This is a genomic window from Variovorax sp. YR750 (assembly GCF_900109805.1).
In the GTDB taxonomy this organism is placed as follows: domain Bacteria; phylum Pseudomonadota; class Gammaproteobacteria; order Burkholderiales; family Burkholderiaceae_C; genus Variovorax; species Variovorax gossypii.
Window position 1 is genome coordinate 242,688 of sequence record NZ_FOBJ01000004.1, and the last position, 21,253, is coordinate 263,940.

General features: G+C 68.1%; 18 protein-coding genes and 1 pseudogene. 3 read left to right on the plus strand and 16 right to left on the minus strand.

The genetic code is table 11. The features are described from left to right. Nucleotides 1-28 precede the first annotated feature (28 nt). The 3 genes from BMY35_RS10265 to BMY35_RS10275 form a co-directional block, all read right to left on the minus strand. Entirely contained in the window at nt 29-1,474 is a 1,446-nt protein-coding gene (locus BMY35_RS10265) for an amidase (RefSeq protein ID WP_093197783.1), read from the minus strand. Next, the gene (locus BMY35_RS10270) at nt 1,471-1,986 is read right to left on the minus strand and encodes a RidA family protein (protein ID WP_093198454.1); all 516 of its coding nucleotides are present in this window, start codon (nt 1,984-1,986) and stop codon (nt 1,471-1,473) included. Before BMY35_RS10270 ends, BMY35_RS10265 begins: the two co-directional genes overlap by 4 nt. A gap of 251 nt (nt 1,987-2,237) precedes the next feature. Next, complete coding sequence (locus BMY35_RS10275) at nt 2,238-2,924, minus strand: helix-turn-helix domain-containing protein (protein WP_093197786.1); 687 nt, start codon at nt 2,922-2,924, stop codon at nt 2,238-2,240. A gap of 233 nt (nt 2,925-3,157) precedes the next feature. Here BMY35_RS10275 and gabT point away from each other — a divergent pair, with 233 nt between their 5' ends. The 3 genes from gabT to BMY35_RS10290 all read left to right on the plus strand — a co-directional run bounded on the left by gabT (nt 3,158) and on the right by BMY35_RS10290 (nt 6,325). Beyond that, a complete protein-coding gene (gene gabT, locus BMY35_RS10280; RefSeq protein WP_093197788.1) occupies nt 3,158-4,438 on the plus strand; it encodes a 4-aminobutyrate--2-oxoglutarate transaminase in 1,281 nt (426 codons plus the stop codon). 95 nt (nt 4,439-4,533) lie between these two features. Then, complete coding sequence (locus BMY35_RS10285; protein ID WP_093197791.1) at nt 4,534-5,373, plus strand: 2-hydroxyacid dehydrogenase; 840 nt, start codon at nt 4,534-4,536, stop codon at nt 5,371-5,373. 4 nt (nt 5,374-5,377) lie between these two features. Further along, complete coding sequence (locus tag BMY35_RS10290) at nt 5,378-6,325, plus strand: helix-turn-helix domain-containing protein (protein WP_177213602.1); 948 nt, start codon at nt 5,378-5,380, stop codon at nt 6,323-6,325. Nucleotides 6,326-6,331: 6 nt separating this feature from the next. Here the strand turns inward: BMY35_RS10290 and BMY35_RS10295 are convergent, their stop codons facing one another. From BMY35_RS10295 to BMY35_RS10355, 13 genes and pseudogenes are all read right to left on the minus strand, one after another. Beyond that, nucleotides 6,332-7,144, minus strand: coding sequence for a carbon-nitrogen hydrolase family protein (locus BMY35_RS10295; RefSeq protein ID WP_218152983.1), 813 nt, complete (start codon nt 7,142-7,144; stop codon nt 6,332-6,334). Next, nucleotides 7,144-8,832: a flavin monoamine oxidase family protein gene (locus BMY35_RS10300; RefSeq protein ID WP_093197795.1), complete on the minus strand. Its 1,689-nt coding sequence runs from the start codon at nt 8,830-8,832 to the stop codon at nt 7,144-7,146. Before BMY35_RS10300 ends, BMY35_RS10295 begins: the two co-directional genes overlap by 1 nt. 240 nt (nt 8,833-9,072) lie before the next feature. Then, nucleotides 9,073-10,025, minus strand: a pseudogene (locus BMY35_RS10305) (IS481 family transposase). A gap of 97 nt (nt 10,026-10,122) precedes the next feature. Beyond that, nucleotides 10,123-10,857, minus strand: coding sequence for an RNA polymerase sigma factor FliA (locus BMY35_RS10310; RefSeq protein ID WP_093197798.1), 735 nt, complete (start codon nt 10,855-10,857; stop codon nt 10,123-10,125). A gap of 21 nt (nt 10,858-10,878) precedes the next feature. Beyond that, nucleotides 10,879-11,679: a nucleotide-binding protein gene (locus BMY35_RS10315; RefSeq protein WP_093197800.1), complete on the minus strand. Its 801-nt coding sequence runs from the start codon at nt 11,677-11,679 to the stop codon at nt 10,879-10,881. A gap of 10 nt (nt 11,680-11,689) precedes the next feature. Further along, nucleotides 11,690-14,206, minus strand: a complete 2,517-nt coding sequence (gene flhF / locus BMY35_RS10320) for a flagellar biosynthesis GTPase FlhF (RefSeq protein WP_093197803.1) — start codon at nt 14,204-14,206, stop codon at nt 11,690-11,692. Continuing rightward, nucleotides 14,203-16,305: a flagellar biosynthesis protein FlhA gene (gene flhA, locus BMY35_RS10325; protein ID WP_093197806.1), complete on the minus strand. Its 2,103-nt coding sequence runs from the start codon at nt 16,303-16,305 to the stop codon at nt 14,203-14,205. Before flhA ends, flhF begins: the two co-directional genes overlap by 4 nt. Then, nucleotides 16,302-17,453: a flagellar biosynthesis protein FlhB gene (gene flhB / locus BMY35_RS10330; protein ID WP_093197808.1), complete on the minus strand. Its 1,152-nt coding sequence runs from the start codon at nt 17,451-17,453 to the stop codon at nt 16,302-16,304. The genes flhA and flhB overlap by 4 nt, the downstream gene beginning before the upstream one ends. 132 nt (nt 17,454-17,585) lie before the next feature. Further along, the gene (gene cheZ, locus BMY35_RS10335; RefSeq protein WP_093197811.1) at nt 17,586-18,227 is read right to left on the minus strand and encodes a protein phosphatase CheZ; all 642 of its coding nucleotides are present in this window, start codon (nt 18,225-18,227) and stop codon (nt 17,586-17,588) included. A gap of 1 nt (nt 18,228) precedes the next feature. Beyond that, nucleotides 18,229-18,624, minus strand: coding sequence for a chemotaxis response regulator CheY (gene cheY / locus BMY35_RS10340; protein WP_164546721.1), 396 nt, complete (start codon nt 18,622-18,624; stop codon nt 18,229-18,231). Between the two features lie 36 nt (nt 18,625-18,660). Beyond that, on the minus strand, nt 18,661-19,737 hold the full coding sequence (locus BMY35_RS10345) for a protein-glutamate methylesterase/protein-glutamine glutaminase (protein WP_093197816.1): 1,077 nt from the start codon (nt 19,735-19,737) through the stop codon (nt 18,661-18,663). Further along, complete coding sequence (gene cheD, locus BMY35_RS10350) at nt 19,734-20,375, minus strand: chemoreceptor glutamine deamidase CheD (protein ID WP_093197819.1); 642 nt, start codon at nt 20,373-20,375, stop codon at nt 19,734-19,736. Before cheD ends, BMY35_RS10345 begins: the two co-directional genes overlap by 4 nt. Next, complete coding sequence (locus BMY35_RS10355) at nt 20,372-21,241, minus strand: CheR family methyltransferase (protein WP_371287147.1); 870 nt, start codon at nt 21,239-21,241, stop codon at nt 20,372-20,374. The genes cheD and BMY35_RS10355 overlap by 4 nt, the downstream gene beginning before the upstream one ends. Nucleotides 21,242-21,253: the final 12 nt, after the last annotated feature.

Here is a 21,253-nt window from a genome sequence, read left to right on the forward strand (position 1 = left end):
GAGCAAGGCGGTGCGGGATCGCGCCCGTTCAGGCGAACGAGGGCCTGCGGCCGGACCAGGGCGCCAGGCGCTCGAGCTGGGCGGAGAGCGTGAGCAGCACGTCCTCGCGCCCGAAGTGGCCGATCAGCTGCGTGGCCACGGGCAACCCCTCGGCGGTCGTCGCAAGCGGCAGGCTGACGGCCGGCAGGCCGGCGCCATTTACCACCGGCAGGAAGGTGGAATAGCTGGCGGCACGCGTGCGGTAGGCCCGAAAGCCCAGGCCGTCGGGTGAGTGCAGCGCCAGGTGGCCGAGCTTGGCCGGCAGCTGCGCCAGCGTGGGCGTGAGCAGCACGTCCACGTCGGCCATGGCCAGCGCGAAGGCGCGGCCCACGGCGTGCAGGCAGGCCACGGCCTCCACGTAGGCCGCGGCGGACAGCCCCTTGCCGACCTCGTAGCCGTCGAGCAGCACGGATTCGAGATCGTCGTCGCGCAGTGTGCGGCCGAGCGCCTTGAGGCGCGTGTCGACTGCGACCACGATGTTGCTGGCCAGGATACTGCCGTGTGCCTCGACGAACTGGTTGTAGTCGAGTGCGGGCAGCGTGCCCTCGACCACCACATGGCCCAGCGATGTCAGCAGCGCAGCCGTGTTCTGCACGGCCGAGTCGCATTCGGGCGCGATGCCGATGCTATTCCAACCCTGGCGCAGCATGCCGACGCGCAGCGGTCGGACATCGGCCTCGCGCACCGCGTCCAGGTAGGAGCCGGTCTTGGGCGGCGCGGCGTAGGGCGCGCCTGGCACGTAGCCGGCGATCATGTCCAGCGCGGCAGCCGTGTCGCGCACGCTCATGCTGAGCACGCCGTCCGTCGCCATGCCGGCCCAGCCCTCGCCGCGCTTTGGGCCGGCGGTGACAAGCCCGCGCGAGGCCTTCAGTCCGAACACGCCGCAGCACGCAGCCGGGATGCGAATCGAGCCACCGCCGTCGCTGCCATGCGCCACCGGCACGATGCGCGCCGCCACCGCCGCCGCCGCTCCGCCGCTGGAGCCGCCGGCCGAACGCGTACGGTCCCAGGGGTTGGGCGTCGCACCGTTGTTGCGCAACGCTTCGGTCGTGCCGGCCATGCAGAGTTCCGGTACGGTGGTCCGCGCGAACGGGATCAGGCCGGCCGCCTCGAAGCGATCCGCCACCGTGGCGTTGTAGTCGTACGTGAGGTCGTTCAGCAACCGTGAGCCGATGCTGCACGGGAAGCGTCGATGGGCCAGGCCCGAGTCCTTCAGCAGAAACGGAATACCGCCGAACGGCCCCCGCAGCGTCCAGTCGGCCGCGATGCGGCGCGACTCCTCGTAGCGCGGATAGGTGATGGCATTGAGTTGAGGATTGCGCGCTTCGGCCAGCGAGATCGCGCAGTCCATCAGCTCGGCGGACGTGGCCTCGCCGCGCTGGAGCAGGTCGGCCAGGGCAAGGCCGTCGAAATTCTGGTATTCGTTGAGATTCATGCTTGCACCTGGGAGGGATGACTGGCAGCCGGGGGCAACACGGCGTCCAGTTCGATTTCGATGAAGGCGCCGTCGGGCAGGCTTCCCACGCCGACGGCTGTGCGTGCGGGGCGCGGCGCGTCCGGCCAAGCGCTGTGCAGCACGTCGGACGCTGCATCGAGCACGGCGCTATGGGCCGTGAAGTCGGCGCTGCTGCGCACGAAGCCGCGCAGGCGGCAGACGTCGAGATGCGCTGGCAGGGCACCACCGCAGGCCGCAGCGACTACCGCCAGCACATTCCGCATCGCGACCTGTGCGGCAGCGCGGGCGGGTTCAAGCGGCAGCCCAGGAGCACAGATGCCTGCCAGCGCCAAGCCCTCGACGCGGCAGGTCTGGCCGCTTACGGTGAGATGGCGGCTGCCGTCCTGAAGCGAACGCAGATGGAAGGGCGCGTAGTGGCCGCGCGGCTGCGGCGCGGCCGGCAGTTGATGGCCGGCTGCCGACAAGCGTTGTTCGGGTGTGATCGTGCTCATGCAGCGCGCGAAGCTGTAAGCGCGGAGGCCGGCAAGCGACGGGACGGACACGGGAGAGGTAGGAGCGACAGCATTGTTCCATCGGCATGAACGTGGTTCCCATGCTAGGAGCGCGTCGCGCGCCAGACCAACCGAAACGCGACATCGCGCGAACCCATTTGCGACAGCGAGGGCTGCTGCCATGCAGCTGTCATCATCCGCCACGGCCGGCGTTGGCGCCCCGCGCCATGGGCAGGGCGACGCTCAGCCGCTCAGTACGAGGGCGGTGTCACGACCCACAGCAGCTCTGCCACCGTGTCGCCAGGATTGCGATAGCGGTGCGGCGTGCTACTCGGGAAGTTGAAGCTGTCGCCCTCCGCCAGGAGAAGATGCTGCTCTCCGACCCACAACTCGAGTGCGCCGCGCAGGACCACACCGGCCTCATGCCCGGCATGGTCGTAAAAGGCATGGCCGCTCTCGGCGCCAGGCTCCATGGTTGACCACAGCAGCTCCAGCGGACCATCGAGATTGGGCGACAGAAGGTAGTCCGAGATGCCGGAGGCAAAGCTCAACCGGCGCCGCCGCGACTTCCGAACAACGACACCGCCATCGGAGGGATCCGCACCCGCGCCGTCTGGAAAGAACCAGCTGACCTGCACTTCCAGTGCATCGGCGATCTGCCGCAGGTCGCTGATGGAGGGCGTGCTCAGGCCCCGTTCCACCTGGCTCAGGAAGCCAACCGACTTGCCGCAGGCGTCGCCGAGTTTCTGCAGCGACAGCCCCTTGGCCTTGCGCAGGCTCTTGATTTCGTGGCCGATCCATTGCACTGAATCGGCTCCTGTGGCTTCGGGCGGTGTCGGTGCTGCGGCCGTCGCCTTTGTCTTCGCATTCGTCTTTGCCAGCGCTGCCTGGCGAAGACGGGGCGCGGCGCTACTGGCCGTTGCAGCCTTGATGGGCATGGACGGCTGACGGGTGTTGGAGGGCTTTCTCATAAGGCTACGGCGGGGCGGTTCGGCGCGCCTTGCTCGGCGGCGCGAGCGTCCATCGTACCTTGGGCGACGACATCCGCCTGGCGGGGCTCCGGACTTCGCCGTGAGAAAATAACAATGAACATTCATATACGTGAAAATTGATTGATAAATTTTCACAAATTGGTCTAAAGTGGCGCATCGCCTTCAACCCAGGATCTTTCATGCTGCAAGCAATCGACCAGAACATCGCACTCGAACAACGTCGACAGGCCGCGTGCCCACGTGGTGTGGGCGTGCAGACGCAATCGTTCACGGCGCACGCCCAGAATGCAGAGATCTGGGACGTCAATGGCCGGCGGCTCATCGACTTCGGCAGCGGCATCGCCGTCCTGGCCACGGGCCACAGGCATCCGCGTGTACTTGCCGCGGTGCAGCAGCAGCTAGAGAGCTTCCACCACACCTGCTTCCAGGTGACCCCCTACGAGAGCTATGTTGCGCTGTGCGAGCAGCTCAACGACAAGACGCCGGGCAGCTTCGCGAAGAAGACGGCGTTGTTCACCACCGGCGCGGAGGCGGTGGAGAACGCCGTCAAGGTGGCCAAGGCCGCGACCGGGCGCAGCGCCGTCATCGCCTTCTCGGGAGCCTTCCACGGCCGCACGCTGATGGGCATGGCTTTGACCGGCAAGACGTTCCCCTACAAGGCGGGCTTCGGCGCCATGCCGCCCGACGTGTGGCATGTACCGTACCCGGCCGACGCGCTCGGCGTCAGCATCGAGGACAGCCTGCTGGCCATCGAGCGGCTCTTCAGTGCCGACGTGGACCCCCGGCGAGTGGCGGCCATCATCCTCGAGCCGGTACAGGGCGAGGGCGGTTTCTACGTCGCGCCCACGGCCCTGTTGCGGCGCCTGCGCGAGATCTGCGACGAGCACGGCATCCTGTTGGTCGTGGACGAGGTACAGACCGGCTTCGGCCGCACTGGCAAGATGTTCGCCCTTGAGCACCATGGCATCGACTTCGACCTGATGACCATGGCCAAGAGCCTCGCCGGCGGCTTTCCGCTGTCTGCCTTAACCGGCCGCGCCGAGTGGATGGATGCCGCGGCGCCGGGCGGCCTGGGCGGAACCTACGCCGGCCATCCGGTCGCCGTGGCCGCGGCGCTGGCGGTGTTGGACATCCTGGCACAAGACGACCTGCCGCGGCGCGCCGAGGTGCTGGGCAAGCGCCTGGTTGCCAAGCTCGAAACGCTCAAGGCGGACGTGCCCGCGATCGCCGAAGTGCGCAACCTGGGCGCTATGGTCGGCGTGGAGTTCAGGGACGAGGCCGGCGTGCCGCTGCCCAAGCTGGTCAAGCGCATTCAGGAGCTGGCCCTGGCCAAAGGCTTGCTGCTGCTCACCTGCGGCGTGCATGGCAACGTGATCCGCTTCCTGTTCCCGCTGACCATCGAGGACGCGGTGTTCGAGGAAGGACTTGCGCTGCTCGCCGCATCCCTGCTGGAGGCTTGACGGCAATGCCCGCGCTCGCGCTCGCCGGCTCCTTTCTGCACGGCAGTATGCTTTTCAAGCAACTGCTGGCCAAGAGACTCCCGGACTGATCGATCATGAACTGCACGGACGTAGCCGCGGCGGAGGCTGAGGTGGTGGTCTGCTGGAACCAGCCGCATGGCATATGGGACCAGCTGCCCGCGGTGCGCATGGCGCATTCCATCGGCGTTGGGGTCGACCACGTGCTCGCGGACCCCACGTTCCCGGATGTGCCGGTCTGTAAAGTCATCGATGACGCGCAGGTTCAACGCATGGCCGAGTACGTGCTGTGGTGCACGCTCTACTACCATCGCGGGTTCGACCTGACCGCGCGCCGGCAACGCGAGAAAGTCTGGCAACGTCCGCCGAATCGGCGGGCCGACCAAGTAGTGGTGGGCGTGATGGGTCTGGGTCAGATCGGCGCGCAGATCGCGGCCGCACTGCAGCGGCAAGGCTATGACGTGCGGGGATGGTCGCGGTCCGGCAAGCCGATCGAGGGCGTGCGCGTCTATGGTGGCGAAGCGGGCCAGGATGACTTCCTGCGCGAGTTGGACCTGCTGGTCTGCATGCTTCCGCTGACGAGAGACACCACTGGCATCCTCGACAGCAAATTGTTCGCGCGCCTCAAGCCTGGAACCCGATTGATCCAGTGCGGAAGGGGGCCGCAGCTCAACGAACCGGACCTGGTCGCGGCGCTGAATTGCGGCCAACTGGGTGGTGCCGTCGTCGATGTTTTCCACGATGAGCCGCTGCCGCAAGACAACCCGCTTTGGGAGCACCCTGGCGTGCTGGTCACGCCGCATATGGCCGCAGTAATGCCGCTGGCGGATGTCGTGGAGCAGATCGCGGAGAACTGCGAGCGGCTGCTGTCCGGTGAACCCTTGCTGCGGGTCGTCGAACGCGCGGCGGCCTACTAGAGTCATGAGCGCTGGCCTCCAAAGACCTGGCAGCCTCGAGCGGTCGAGCACGCTGCGATCGTTCGAGCAGCTCTGCCAGGAGACGGACGAAGGTTGGCTGATCGCCGCCGAGGAAGGGCATGCCACGCAGTCCAACAGCGGTGCGTACGCCCAGCCCTGGCACTGGCACGACTGCGTGATGTTCATCCTACCCAGCCGCGGGGCGCTGGAACTCAGGCATGAGGACCGCTGCGAGGGGAGCTGGCTGACGCACGAGCGCTTCGCCGTCGTGCCCGCGCATCGGGCCCACGAGACACGGGCCGGCATGGGTGCCAACAGCCACGCCGCGCTCTATGTGACGGGCGCGATGCTGAACAGGCTCGACCGCGCGTACGGATCTCTGCGCGAGTTCCAGCGCCGCACCCGCGCGGTCGTGCTGCTACAGCGCACGCCGGCCATACGTACGCTGCAGCAGTTGGCGACCCTCCCCGACGACGGCGGCTATGGCTACTCGGGTCGCACGCGCGCGCTGGCGGTCGCCTTGACAGTCCAGTGCATCGCGGAAGCCACCACCGGCCAGGTCTTGCCGGCGGTCTCGAAGACAGAGCACGGCCTTGCGCTCGTCGAGGAGTTGAAGGACTACATCCGCCTGCACGCTGACCAGTTCATTTCGCTCGATGCGCTGGGCGAGCGCTTCGGCGTCTCGCGGCGCCACATCACTCGGCTGTTCCGCGACGGGACCGGGCTCTCGGTGGGCGAATTTCGGCTGCGCGTGCGGCTGAAGACGGCCTGTGAATTGCTGGGCGGCACGGACCTGCCGGTCGGCGAGGTGGCCTTCCGCGTTGGCTTCGACAGCGGTGCCGCGCTGGGCCATGCCATGCGGCGCGTCAAAGGCTGCTCGCCGTCCGACGTGCGACGGGCCTCGATGTCCCGGACCGGGATCGCGGCGCCTGTGCTTGGGCGTGAGCGTTGAACCGCGTCAATCCGCGGCCGCCGGATCGGCATCATGCAGCGCGCGGCACAGCGCGAGATGCCCAAGGTGCTGTCTTGCGGCAGCCAGCCGGCTTTGGTCCAGCCGTGCGAATACCAGCGATGGATCGCGCGCTGCCTGCGCAAGAACGGCGCCGTCGGGCGCGGCCACGCAGCTCAGTCCGTCGTAAGTGATGTCGGCTTCCTGGCCGCAGAAGTTCGCATAGGCGACAAACAACTGGTTCTCGTAGGCGCGGGTCGGGACCAGGTGTCGCGGCACGAAGTCGTACCCCTCCATGTTCGCCGTCGGCACCACAAGCAGGTCGGCCCCCTCCAGTGCGAGGCGGCGCGCATTCTCCGGAAACTCCACGTCGTAGCAGATCAGCATGCCGACCTTCCAGCCATGGAAGTCGAACGGAGGCTCGTCGCCCCGCCCCGCATTGAACATGCCCTGGTCGAGATCGCCGAACAGATGCGACTTGCGATGGCGGCCCAGCACCCGGCCATCGGCGTCCACGCCGACGCACGTGTTGCACACAGCACCGGTGTCGTCATGCTCGGGGTGGCCGAACACGATTGCCAGCCTGTGCCTCCTTGCGATCTCGCCCGCGGCCACCGTGCGGGGGCCGCCGGGAGGCTCGGCGAACTGCGCGGCCGCGTCGCGCCCGATGTTGTAGCCGGTCAGGAACATTTCGGGCGTAACGAGCAGATGCATGCCTGCAGCGGCGGCCTCGCGGCACGCGTGGTCTAGCCGCTGCAGGTTCAACGCCACCTCGCCCGGGGCGGACGCACACTGCAGCAAGGCGAGGCGCAATTCGTTCATCACTCCGGCAGCACCATTGGCCCGATGCTCGCGAACACATCGCCGGGACCAGGATTGGCGGGGTGGCTGCGCCCGCCGAAGTGGTGCAAGATGCCCCATACGGCATTGAGCGAGGTCTGCACCGCGCCTTCCACCCAGGCCGGCGTCCAGGACACATCGTCCCCCGCGATGAAGATCCCTCGCTCCGCGGCTGGCAGCGCGTCCTGCATGAAGTGCGCGAACATGCGCTGGTTATAGCGGTAGTGCCCGGGCAATGCACCCTTGAATGCGCCGAGGAAATACGGATCGGCTTCCCAGGATATCGTGATCGGGTCGCCGATGATGTGGCGGGTGATGTCCACCTTCGGGTAGATCTTCTTCAAGGCTCCCAGCGCCAGCTTGACGCGCTTCTCCGGCGACTGCGGCAACATCTTCAGCGCATCGCCCATCCAGGCGTAGGACAGGCAGATGACGCCCGGCTTGCCCTGGCCGTTGTCGAACAAATAGGTGCCGCGCGTGAGCCGGTCCGTCAGCGTCATGCTCATCACATCCCGGCCGGTCTCCGAGTCCTTGTCCTTCCAGAACGGCCGGTCGACCATCACGAAGGTCTTGCTGGACTGCATGTAGCGCGTGCGGTCGAGCGCCATCCACATCTTGTGCGAGAACAACGATTCGTCGCAGTCGATTTGGGTGGTGAGCAGCCAGCTCTGGCAGGTGGCGAGCACAGCGGTGTAAGACCGCTGCTCGCCCCAGCGGTCGATCACCGCCAGGCGGCCGTCCGACTGCCGCCGGATGGCCGCGACGCCAGCGCGCGGGGCGCCCCCGTGCAGGCTGGACAAGGTGGTGCCGGCGGGCCAATACACGGGATCACTCGGCGCGTGCTGCCACAGGCGCAGCGGCACCTGCTCCGCGCCCCCCACGATCAGCCGCTGCTCGTCGTCGCACGCGGTCATCACGACTCGCAGAATCTCCAGCATCGAATTGGGGAAGTCCGAGTCCCAGCCGCCGGTGCCGAACCCGACCTGGCCGAACACCTCGCGGTGCTGAAACGACAGCTGCGCGAAAGCCTTCGACGTGGCGACGAAATCGTAAAACGTACGGTCGTCCCATAAGGGCACCAGGCGGTTCCACAGCGCCTTCAGGGTCGGCACGTCCCGGGCGCGGATCGCGTCCTGGACTGCGGTGAACTGCGCGCCGTCCTCCAGCGCGTCGCGCCAGGCATCGGCCACCTGCCCGAAGATCGGCGGCAGGTCCGATAGCTTCTCGGCGTAGTGCGTCAGTCCTTCCAAGTCCACCACCGTGCTGCCGGATGCCGGCGTCAGCGGGTTCGGGAACGGCCGCGTGTCCAGCCCCAGTTGGTCGACGTAGTGGTAGAAGGCCGTACCGGAAACCGGGAAGCGCATGCCGCCCAACTCGGCGACCACGCCCTGGCCGCCTTCGAACGCCTGCGAGCGCAGCCGTCCGCCCATTCGCGAAGCCTCGTAGAGGACGGGCTTGAACCCGAGCTTCATTAGCTCATAGGCCGCCACCATGCCGGCCATCCCGGCGCCGACGATCGCGACCTCCGCCCCGTGGTGTTCGGGTGGCAATACGCCAAGGCCGGCCGGGTGGCGAACCCAGGCGTCGAAGGGGAAAGGGAAGTCAGGGCCGAAGACTGTGACCGGGCGCTGGCCGGCAGGAGGCGGGGGAGCCGGAGGGCGGCGGGGCATGGTTGAGTACTCTTGCGGAGGGAATGGGGAGTCTAGGAAGGAGGGCGTGCCGGGACGCGATCTAACGGGCCAAGCGTGTTGCTTGGTCGGGCCGAGCGGGAGGTAGCCACATGCGGCCGAGCGCCGTTTTTGGGAGTGCAGTCGAGCCCATCAACCGGAGGGCGTCAGACGGCGGTCAGACCCCTTGGCGCTAAGGTGGACGACGCCTTGGACATTGCCGAGCAACTCGACGTCCAGCGCCTAGAAGTGAAGTGTCAAGAGGTCATTTCTTGACGGGTTGAGTCTGGACATGGGCGCGATACCGCCGATGCCGCTATGGGGGCGGTGCCAGTTGTAGTGGTGCTGCCAGTTGGCCAGGGCGAGCGTTCTCTGGGCGGAGTTCTGATAGGTCCGGCCGTACGCCCATTTGCGTAGCGCAGACTGGATGAATCGTTCCGCCTTGTCATTGGTCTGGGGCCGATAGCCGCGAGTAAATTTGTGCTTGATGCCCAGGCAGGCACAGGTCATGGCGAACTCACGTGAACGGAAGGCCGAGCCGTTGTCCGTCAACAGGCGCTTGATGGTGACGCCGAGTCGGGCGTAGTACGCCACAGCGTCTTGCAGGAACTGCACCGCCTGATGCTTCTTCTCGTCCGGATGCATGGCAGTGAAGGCGATGCGCGCATGGTCGTCCATGGCCGTGAACAGGCGGTTCCCAGCCTGCGCCATCAATGCAGTCTTTGCGGTTGCCGGTGACGCAGTGGCTGGGGCGCACGATGCGCCCGAGCTTCTTGGGTGTCGATGTGCAGCAGATCACCGGGAGCCTCGTGTTCGTAGCGCACAACGGCTTCCACAGGCTCCAGGTCGCTCAGCTTGGACATGCCCGCTCGCGCTAGAACGCGGCTGACCGTGGACTCCGAGACTCCCACGCTGCGTGCGATGCGAGCTTGCAGCATTCGGCGTTTGCGCAGCTCCACGATGAGCAGTGCCTTGCCTGCATCGATGGCTCCGGGAGAACGTTGGGACCTTGAGGAGGCATCGGCCAGCGCAGCCTCACCGCCTGCCAAATAGCGGCCCAGCCACTTCCTGGCGGTGGGCGCGGTAACGCCGTGTGCGACTGCGGCTTGCACGGCATCAAGGCCTTCCAAACTCATCTGCTTGACCATCTCGACTCGGCGGGCAGAGGTAAGTCGGACATGCTTATGGGTGTTCATCCGGTTGGGCCTCCTGAGTGGATTGGGTGTTTGGCGACTCCAGTCTCTCAAACCCAATCCGGATGAACACCGGATACAACCTATTGGAGCTTCACAGCTAGAGCAGGTCTTTCAGCTTCGCCCGCAGCCTGCTGATCGCCTGGCTGTGCAGCTGGCACACGCGCGACTGGCTCACCTCGAGGATGGCGCCGATCTCGCGCAGGTTCAGCTCTTCCTCGTAGTAGAGGTTCAGCAGCAGCTGGTCGCGCTCGGGCAGCGCCGAGATGGCGTCCACCAGCTGGTGTCGGAAGCCGCTTTCCAGCAGCTGCTCCAGCGGGTCGTCGCTGCTGCGGCGGTCCTTGCGCGCGTCCTGCGAATGGCTGTCGAGGAAGGCGTTGTCGGCGTCGTCCTTGGAGAAGTCTTCCACGTACAGCAGCTGGCAGCCCTGAATCTCCTGCAGCAGCGACTGGTACGCCTCGATGTCCATCTTCAGCTCCCTGGCGATCTCCCCTTCGGTGGGAGAACGCCCGAGCTTGTGGCCCAGCGCCTGGATCGCCTTCTCGATGCCGCGCGCAGACTGGCGCAGGCCGCGCGAGCCCCAGTCGGCGGCGCGCAGTTCGTCGAGCATGGCGCCGCGGATGCGCTGGCTGACGAAGGTCTCGAACTGCGCGCCCCGGTTGTCCTGGTAGCGGCTGGATGCGTCCAGCAGGCCGAGCATGCCTGCCTGGATCAGGTCGTCCAGCTCCACGCTGGCGGGCAGCTTGGCCATCATCTGCAGCGCGATGCGGCGTACCAGCGGCTGGTGCTGGGCCAGCAGGTGAGATTTCTCGATGGTTCCCTGTGCGGTGTACACGGCGGTCCGTCCTTCCTGGGCTCAGGCCATGGCCTGCTGGGGCTCGGCCGCGCGCCACGGCCAGCCGTCCATCTCGCCTGCGACGCGACGCAGGTCGATCGCCGCGTGGCTCGCGGGAAAGGCCTCGGCGATGGTCTTCTTCAGCCGCCAGGCATCGGCGACCAGCGGATCGAAGCGCACCCAGCCGGCGGGCTGCAGCGACAGCGCGAGATAGCGGCTGCCGGCATGGGCGAGGTTGTTCATGATCTGGCGCGCGGCCTGGACGTCGACCACGCCGTTGACCAGGAAGCGCATCTGGCTCATGCCATGCGCTCGCTGCAGGTGCTTGATGCCCGCATAGGCCGAGGTGACCGACGAGGGGTGCGGCTGCAGCACCAGCAGCAGGTCGTCCGCGCCCTGCGCGAGCGCCGACAGCCGGCCCTCGCGGTCGAAGGCCGCATCGACGATGACGAAGCCGTCGTACCAGAACCTGCGCGGATCGTTGCCTGCGCCATGCACCGCGCCGGGCGGCGCCGGCAGCACACGCACGCCGCAGGCCGCGCGCACCTCGGCGCCGTCGAGCGTCAGGCGCCCGCCGGCCACGTCGGCCAGGCTGCCCAGCGGGTCGATGTCCCAGACCTCGCACGCCGAGCCTTCGGCCGGGCAGTGCTCGTCGAGCAGCAGGACGTTGCGGCCCTGCCCCGCCAGCGCCACCGCGAGGTTCATCGCGATGGTGGTGCCGCCCGCGCCGCTGCCCATGCCGGCCACCGCGACCACGCGCGCCTGCGTCGGCGCGAGCAGGCGCCGGAGGCCGTCCGCCTGATCCGCAACCAGCTTGTTCATTGCGCCACCCTCAATCCTGCTTCTCCAGCTTCTGCTGCTTCGCGGGCTCGCGCGGCGCCTGTACGGGCGCGGTCGATTCGGTGCCCAGCGCGTCGAGCAGCAGGAAGAGCTTGCCCACGCCCGCATACAGCGCGCTGCCGCTCATGGCGCGGCCGTTGCGCGCCGGGCGGCCCATCAGCTGGCCCAGCAGCGCACGCGCGCGGTCGGCCCACTCGCCCTCGGCCTGCAGCAGCCGCCACACGGTGGTGCTCATCTGGCCGGCGATCAGGAGCCGCTTCATGATGTCCGGGTCGCCCAGCTCGCCGATGCCGCCCACGAGCTGCACGCCGTCGCGCAGCAGGCGGAAGCAGGGCTCGGCATCCACCGCCCAGCCCAGCCACTGCGCGAGCTGCCGCGCGGAAACCTCGGAGCCGATGTTCGAAAGCGCGTGCACCTGCGCCAGCACGTTGCCGGTGCGTGCATCGACCACGCGCGTGGCGACGCAGCGCAGCGCCGGCATCTCGTCGCGGGCGATGCCCGCCGCCAGGGCCGCCGCGTTGAAGCGCAACACCACGTCGGCATGCGACTCGGCGAGCAGCGCCGCCTTGCCGCGGAAGCGCACGGGCCGCGCTTCGCCGAATTCGAAGTCCATGCGTGCCAGCGTGTCGGGTGCGCCGGTGCGCATGTCGATCACGGCGGTGGAGCCCGGCGCGCGCGCCAGCCAGCGCTGGCCCGCGGCCTGCCACTGCACCATGGCCTCGATGCCGGGCTGGCGAGTCAGCAGGTGCACCAGCGGCCGGCTGCCGAAGTCCTGCTGGCGCAGCCACGGAACCTGGCGTGCGCCGGGCTTGCGCGCGGCGTCCTTCATGCCGCGCGTGGCGGCCGTCGAGAGCCACTGGTTGGGCGCCGCCAGCGGCAGGCCCGTGCGGTCCGACAGCAGCAGGCTGCCGTGGCATTCGTAGGCGTCGCCGCCCTCGTTCGATCGCAGTCCCACCTGCCCGCACAGCGCGAGCACGTGGGTCTCGCAGGCGGCGGCCACTTCGCCGCGCGCGTGCACCAGCAGGTCCTGCAGCACGGCCTTCTGGCCCGCTTCCTCGTCGCCGGCCTGGCGCCATAGCGCGCGTGCGCGCTCGAAGCCGATCTGCGCGCCGGCCAGCGCGCTCGCGGTGGTGGCCAGCTCCTGCGCGTCGTGCGCCATGGCGCGGATCAGGTTCTGGTACTTCAGGCGCAGCAGGTCGGTCTCGCCCTGCGCGCGGGCCACCTGCTGCGAGGCGCCCGCCGCGGCGGCAGCGTCTTCCTGCAGGTCGCTCTCGGCGGGCACGAACAGCGGGCTGTGCCGGCGCGGCTGGAACACGCTGTCCACCAGCTGCGTGCGGTCGGCCTGCATCAGGTTCTCGGGCACCTTCTGGCCGCTGGAGATGTAGTGCACCGGCAGGCGGTGGCGAATCACGGTGTCGATCAGCGCGCCCGGGTGCGTGGCCTCGTCCACCTTGGTGAAGATGCAGCCGGCCAGCTCGTTGCCGTGGCGGTAGGCGTGCACCACCTCGTTGAGCGTGTCGCCGTGGCTGGTGGCGTTGAGCAGCAGCAGCTTCTTCACCGGCCTGGGGCTATGGCCCAGCATGGCGATCTGCTCGGGCACGGCACGGTCGCGCTGGCTCATGCCGACGGTGTCGATCAGCACCATGTGCTTCTCGCGCAGGTCCTGCAGCACCAGGTGCAGATCGGCGGCGTCCTTCACGGCGTACACCGGCACGTTGAGGATCTGGCCGTAGATGCGCAGCTGCTCGTAGGCGCCGATCCGGTAGCTGTCGGTCGTCACCAGCGCGAGCTTGTCGGCGCCGAAGCGCATCACGCAGCGCGCGGCCAGCTTGGCGGTGGTGGTGGTCTTGCCCACGCCGGTCGGGCCCATCAGCGCATAGACGCCGCCCGCGGCGAACAGCGCGTCCTCGTCCTCATGCACGGGCACGGCGCGGATCAGCTCCGAGCGCACGTAGGCCATGCCCTCGGCGTAGGTGCGGCCGGTGGGCAGCTTCTCGAGCATGGCCTTCGACAGGCGCGCGCTGAAGCCGGCGCCGAGCAGCGTGCGCAGCAGGCGGCCGCGCACGGGGTCGCGGCGCTGCCTGTCGTTCCACACGACGCTGGCGAGCTGCTCCTCGATCATGCCGCGCATGGAGTGCAGCTCCTCGAGCACGGTGTCGGCTGGTGCGGCGGCGGGCGCGTGGACCTGCACGGGCGCAGGCAGCGGCGCTGGAGTTGGAGCTGGAGCAGTCGGCAAGGGAGCGGGCGCCACGCGAACGGCCGGTGCCGCAACGGCTGCAACGGGTGCAACGGCTGCCACGGGCTTCGCGGCCGCGCTGCCCTGCAGCACGCCCTGCACCTCGCCCTCGACCATGGCGACGATCTCCACGCCCTCAGCGGTCGCGCGATGGGTGAGCACGATGGCGTCGGCGCCCAGCGCCTCCCTCACCAGTCGCAGGGCTTCGCGGCTGGTGGCCGCGACGAATTTGCGCGCGGTGGTGCGCACGTCTGTCTGTTGGGGGGAATTCAACCTCGTCCTCCGATGGCGGTGGTGACCTTGATGGTTCGGGAATCAGGAATCTCGGCGTGCGACAGCACCTTGAGCTGCGGCAGGCTGCGCCGCAGGAAGCGCGACAGCAGCACGCGCAGCGAGTGCTGCACGACCAGCACCGGCGCAAGCCCCATCTGCTCCTGCCGCACGATGGCGGCCTGCGCCTGCCGCAGCAGGTTGTCGGCGATGCCGGGCTCGATGCCGCTGCTGTTGCCCAGGGCCTGCTGCAGCACGCCGTCGAGCGAGCCGTCCAGGCCGATGACCTGCATCTCGGTGTCGCCCGGGAAAAGCTGCTGCGTGATCGCGCGGCCCAGCGCCAGGCGCGTGAGCGTGGTGAGCTCGGTCGGGTCCTTGACGGTCGGCGCGTACTCGGCCATCACGTCGAGGATGGTGCGCATGTCGCGGATCGGCACTTCCTCGTCGAGCAGGTTCTGCAGCACCTTGTGCAGCGTGCTGAGCGACAGCACCTTGGGCACCAGGTCTTCGGTGAGCTTGGGCGCGGTCTTGGCGATCTGGTCGAGCAGCTGCTGCACTTCCTGGCGGCCCAGCAGCTCGGCGGCATGCGTCTGGATGAGGTGGTTCAGGTGCGTGGCCATCACCGTACAGGCATCGACCACCGTGTAGCCGTACACCTGCGCCTGCTGGCGCAGGCTGGAGTCGATCCACACCGCCGAGAGGCCGAAGGCCGGGTCGCGCGTGGGCGTGCCGGGCAGCGAGCCCGTCACCTGGCCCGGGTTGATGGCCATCCACTGGTTCGGGAAGGCCTCGCCGCGCCCGATCTCCACGTCCTTCAGGGTGATGACGTAGGTGTTGGGCTTGATCTCCAGGTTGTCGCGGATGTGCACCACCGGCACCAGGAAGCCGACCTCCTGCGCGATCTTCTTGCGGATGCTCTTGATGCGGCCCAGCAGTTCGCCCTGCTGCGACTGGTCCACCAGCGGGATCAGCCGGTAGCCGACCTGCATGCCCAGCGGGTCGACCATGGCCACGTCGTCCCAGGTCGCTTCCGCGGTCTCGGCCGACGATGCCGCGAGGTTCGCGGCCTGCACGGCTGCGGCTTCCTGCGCCGCCTGCTGCTTCGGCTTGCGCTGCAGCAGCCCGCGACCCAGCCACACCAGGCCGCCCGCGATGAGCAGGAAGGCCAGGTTCGGCATGCCGGGAATCATGCCCAGCAGGCCGACGATGCCGGCCGTGAGAAACAGCACCTGCGGGTTGGAGAAGAGCTGGCCCGTGAGCTGGCTGCCGACGTCCTCGTCGGTGGTCACGCGCGAGACGATCACGCCGGCGGCGGTGGAGATCACCAGCGCCGGGATCTGCGCCACCAGGCCGTCGCCGATGGCCAGCAGCGTGTAGGTCTTGCCGGCCGTGGAGAAGTCCAGCCCGTGCTGCACCATGCCCACCACCAGCCCGCCGATGATGTTGATCACCATGATGAGCAGGCCCGCGATCGCGTCGCCGCGCACGAACTTGCTGGCACCGTCCATCGAGCCGTAGAAGTCGGCTTCCTGCGCGACCTCGGTGCGGCGCTTGCGGGCCACGTCCTCGCCGATCAGGCCGGCGTTCAGGTCGGCGTCGATGGCCATCTGCTTGCCCGGCATCGCGTCGAGCATGAAGCGCGCGCCCACCTCGGCGATGCGGCCCGCGCCCTTGGTGATCACCATGAAGTTGATGAGCACGAGGATGATGAACACCATCACGCCCACGGCGAAGTTGCCGCCCACCAGGAAGTGGCCGAAGGCCTCGATCACCTTGCCCGCCGCGTCGGGGCCGGTGTGGCCGTTCATCAGCACCACGCGCGTGGAAGCCACGTTCAGCGACAGGCGCAGCAGCGTGGAGAACAGCAGCACGGCCGGGAAGGCGGCGAAGTCCAGCGCCTTCATCGTGTACATGCTCACCAGCAGCACCATCACCGACATCGCGATGTTGAAGGTGAACAGCAGGTCGAGCAGGAACGGCGGCAGCGGCAGCACCATCATGCTCAGGATGAGGATGATGAGGATCGGCCCCGCCAGCCCCTTGAGCTGCGAGCCGGCGAACATGCGCGTCGGCATGCGCATCAGGTTTGTCATCGCGTTCATGCGTGTGCCGCCGTGTCGACGGTGTATTGGAGTTCTGCGGGAACCGGCAGATCGGTGGGCGTGCGCGGCGCTTCGCCGCCTTCGGCCTTCCAGCGCCTGAGCTGGTAAACCCAGGCCAGCACTTCGGCCACCGCGGTGTAGAGGCCGGCGGGAATCTCGTCACCCAGCTTCGTGTGTCTGTAGAGGGAGCGCGCGAGCGGCGGCGCCTCGAGGATCGCCACCTTGTGCTCCTTGGCCAGCTCGCGGATGCGCGCGGCCACGAGCTCGGTGCCCTTGGCCACCACGCGCGGCGCACCCATGCCGCCTTCCTGGTACTTGAGCGCCACGGCGAAGTGCGTGGGGTTGGTCAGCACGATGTCGGCCTTGGGCACCTCGGACATCATCCGGCGGCGCGCCATCTGCTGTTGCTGGCGGCGGATCGCCGCCTTGATGTGCGGATCGCCCTCGCTTTCCTTGTGCTCCTGGCGCACGTCCTCGCGCGACATGCGCAGCTTGCGGTAGTAGCTCCAGAGCTGGAAGGGCACGTCGATCAGCGCCACGAGGAAGAGCGTGGCGGCGATCAGCGCGCAATGCCTGGCCACCAGCACCATCGCGTGCGGCAGCGCGTACTGCGCGGGCTGGGCCATCAGAGCCATCAGCGCCTCGATGTCGCGCGACACCACCCACCACGCCACGCCGCCGATGAGCGCCGACTTGGCCAGCGCCTTCACCAGCTCCGCGAGCGACTGCGTGGAGAACATGCGGCCGATGCCGGCCAGCGGATTGAGCTTGCCGAAGTTCGGCGCTGCCGACTTGGTGGAGAACAGCCAGCCGCCGAGCATCATCGGCGCGAGCACCGCCGCGACGACCATCATCGCGAACAGCGGACCGATGGCCGTCATCGCCTGCAGCGACATCAGCCCGGTCTGGGCCAGCATGTGGGAAGGATCGAAGGCGCTGGCGCGGTCGAAGTGCAAGCCACGGCGCAGCGCGCCGCTCATGCTCGTGCCCAGGGACTGCGCCGTGAGCCACAGGCCGGCGCATGCCGTGCCCAACATGACGAAGGTGGTGAGCTCGCGCGAACGGGCTACGTTGCCTTCCTCGCGCGCCTTTTCCAGGCGCCGCTCGGAGGCGGGTTCCGTTTTCTCGAGATCGCTTTCCTCAGCCATTCATGCTCCGAACCAGCACTGGCGCAACACGCCTTGCTCATGGCCAAATTATTGGATTCGGCCCCTCGGAACAATCTGCCGATCAGGGGCCTGATACCCCTGCAGTTCGGACAATAGAAGCGACCTCCGGAATCAGAAGCCGAGGCTCTCCAGCAGGTCGTCGACCTGCGCCTGGTCGGTCACGGCATCGGGGTTGCCGGGCTTGATCTGCGGGCCGTTCTGCAGGCTTTGCACGGCCTCGTGGCGCTTCTCGGGCGCGGAGTTGTCGATCAGCACCTGCAGCAGCTGCGTCTCGACGTCGTTGACCACTTCCATCATCTTCTTGATGACCTGGCCCGTCAGGTCCTGGAAGTCCTGCGCCATGAGGATCTCCATGAGCTGCGTGTTGATCGCGCTGGCGCGGTCCGGCACCTCGTTGAGGTAGCCGCGCGTGTCCAGCACGAGCTCGCGCGCATGGTCGAGCTCGATGGGGTTCTCGAACCACTGGTCCCAGCGCTTGCTGAGGCTCTTCGCGTCGGTGGCCAGCGCTTCCTGCAACGGCTGCGCCACGTCGATGGCGTTGAGCGCGCGGTGCGCCGCACGCTCGGTGGTCGCGGCCACGTAGCTCAGGCGGTCGCGCGCGTCGGGTATGGCCTGCGCGGCCTTGGCCACCTGTTTGTCGAGGCCCAGCTCGCGCAGGCCGTCGCGCAGCTGGCGCGTGAGCTGGCCGATGCGGCCCAGCAATTCCTCGGTGGTGTTGGCGGAGTCCGCCACGGCGGCAGTGTTCTGGCTCATGTCACGCGGCCTCCTTGGCCAGCTTCTCGAAGATCTTGGTGATCTTTTCTTCGAGCGTGGCGGCGGTGAAGGGCTTCACCACGTAGCCGTTGGCACCGGCCTGCGCCGCCGCGACGATGTTCTCCTTCTTCGCCTCGGCGGTGACCATCAGCACCGGCAGCTTCTTCAGCTCCGGGTCGGCGCGAATGGTCTGCAGCATGGTCAGGCCGTCCATGTTGGGCATGTTCCAGTCGGACACCACGAAGCCGAAGTTGCCGCCGCGCAGCTTCTCGATGCCGGCGGCGCCGTCCTCAGCCTCGTCGACGTTGTGGAACTCGAGTTCCTTCAGCAGGTTGCGCACGATGCGGCGCATGGTCGGGAAGTCGTCCACAACCAGGATTTTGATGCTCTTGTCCATCACGATATTTCCAACTCCAAGGTCGTTTTCTTTCTCTCAAACTCGGTTCGCACGTTCACCGAACGTGCGAAGGTGCGTCAGCACGCGACGGCTCACTTCGGCCAGCGGCGACACGTCGTCCACCGCACCCAGCGCGATGGCCTCGCGCGGCATGCCGAAGACCACGCAGCTGGCCTCGTCCTGCGCCAGCGTGTGCGCGCCGGCGCGCCGCATGCGCAGCAGGCCCTCGGCGCCGTCCTTGCCCATGCCGGTCAGGATGATTCCGATGGCGTTCTTGCCCGCGTGCTTGGCGGCCGAATCGAACAGCACGTCGATCGAGGGCCGGTGGCGGTTCACGGGCGGCTCCTGGTCGAGATGGGCCACGTAATTGGCGCCGCTGCGCGCGAGCGACAGGTGGAAGCCACCAGGCGCGATGTAGGCATAGCCCGGCAGCACGCGCTCGCCGTGCTCGGCTTCCTTCACGGTGATGCGGCACAGGCCGTCCAGCCGCTGCGCGAACGAGCGCGTGAAGCCGGCGGGCATGTGCTGCGCGATCATCACCGCGGGCGAATCAGGGGGCAGCGGCTGCAACACTTCGCGGATGGCCTCGGTGCCGCCGGTGGAGGCGCCGATGATGATGAGCTTCTCGGTGCTCAGCAGCGGGCTGCGCAGCAGCGATTCCTGCGGTGCGTCGCCGCCCTGGCGCGCGGTCGCGGCGGGCCGCAGGCGCGCACTGGCGGCCGTGCGGATCTTGCCGGCGATCAGCTCGGTGTAGTTGAGCAGCCCGTCGCGCACGCCCAGGCGCGGCTTGGTCACGAAGTCGATGGCGCCCAGCTCGAGCGCGCGCAGCGCGATCTCGGAGCCGCGCTCGGTCAGCGACGAGACCATGACCACCGGCATGGGCCGCAGCCGCATGAGCTTCTCGAGGAACTCCAGCCCGTCCATGCGCGGCATTTCCACGTCGAGCGTGAGCACGTCGGGGTTGGTGACCTTGATGAGGTCGCGCGCGACCAGCGGGTCGGCGGCCGTGCCCACCACGGTCATGTCGGCCTGGCTGTTGATGATCTCCGTCATCACGCTGCGGATGAGTGCCGAGTCGTCGACGCACAGCACCTTGATTTTCTTGACGCTCACTGGATTCCTTTGTTGTCGGCCGCCGGTGCCGCGCGCGAGGTGGACAGCCTGCGCAGCAGCTCGCCCTCCTCGTGCTGCACCTGCCGCACCTCTGTCTGCGCCCGCAGCTTGCGCACGATGGCCTTGCCCGTCGCCGGCACGAAGCACACGCGGCGCGCGTGCGGCCCGCGCAGGTCCTGCGCCGCGACCTCGATGCGCTCCTCGCGCAGGTAGCGCAGCACGAAGTCGGCGTTGCGGTCGCCGATGTTCAGCGTGGTCATGTTGGCCAGCACCGCGCCGCCGCCGAACACCTTGGCGCGCAGCCGCTCGCGGCGCGCGCCGGCTCGAACCAGCTCGCGGATCAGCACGTCCATGGCGTAGGTGCCGTAGCGCATCGATTCGGCGGCGTCGCGCGCGGCGCCTCCCGCCCCCGATTCGCCGTCGTCGGGCAGCATGAAGTGGTTCATGCCGGCCACGCCGGCTTCCCTGTCGTGCAGGCAGGCGGCCACGCACGAGCCCAGCACCGTGCTCAGCACGGTGTTGCTCGAGGTCACGTAATACTCCGAGGGCAGCAGCTTCACGGCCATGAGGCCGACGTCGCGGTCGAAGTAGTGATGGCTGGCCACCGATTCGGGCGCCGCCGCGTTCGGGGCCGTCATGCGGAGGCACCCGGCGCACGCGTGCGCGCCAGCTCGTACACGGTCTGGCCCAGCGGCCGGAAGGCCTGGTTGACGAGCGACGCGTTCTCGGAATGTCCCGCGAACAGCAGGCCGTCTGCCTTGAGCAGCGGCGCGAAGCGGTCGAGCACCTTCTTCTGCGTCGGCTTGTCGAAATAGATCATCACGTTGCGGCAGAAGATCGCGTCCACCGGCTCCTTCACGGGCCAGCTGCCGTCGAGCAGGTTGAGCCGCGAGAACTTCACCAGCGCCGCGACCTCGGGGCGCACGCGCACCTTGCCCGCGTTCGCGCCGGTGCCCTTGTTGAAGAAGCGCCGCAGCCGCTCGGGCGCGAGCCGGCGCACCTGCTCGGTGGTGAACACGCCGGTGGCGGCCTTGGCCAGCACGGCGGTGTCGATGTCGGTGGCGATCACGCGCGAGGCTGCCGCCTTGTCGCCCAACGCTTCCAGCAGCGTGATGGCGATCGAATAGGGCTCCTCGCCCGTCGACGCCGCCGCGCACCACACGGTGACCGGCTGCTTCGCCTTGCGCACGTGGTCGGCCAGCGTCGGGAAGTGATGGGCCTCGCGGAAGAACGAGGTCAGGTTGGTGGTCAGCGAGTTGATGAAGAGCTGCCACTCGTCGCCGTCCTGGCGCTGCTCGAGCCAGTCGAGGTACGAGGCGAAGTCGGGCAGCTGCAGTTCCCGCAGCCGCCGCGACAGCCGGCTGTACACCATCTGCCGCTTCTGCTCGCCCAGGGCGATGCCCGCGCGGCGGTGGATCAGGGTCCGGATGCGCGAGAAGTCGTGGTCGGTGAAATGGAACTCGGTCGTCACGGCCAGCCTGGAAGCTTGGCTTTCAATGTACATAGCGCCCACCGT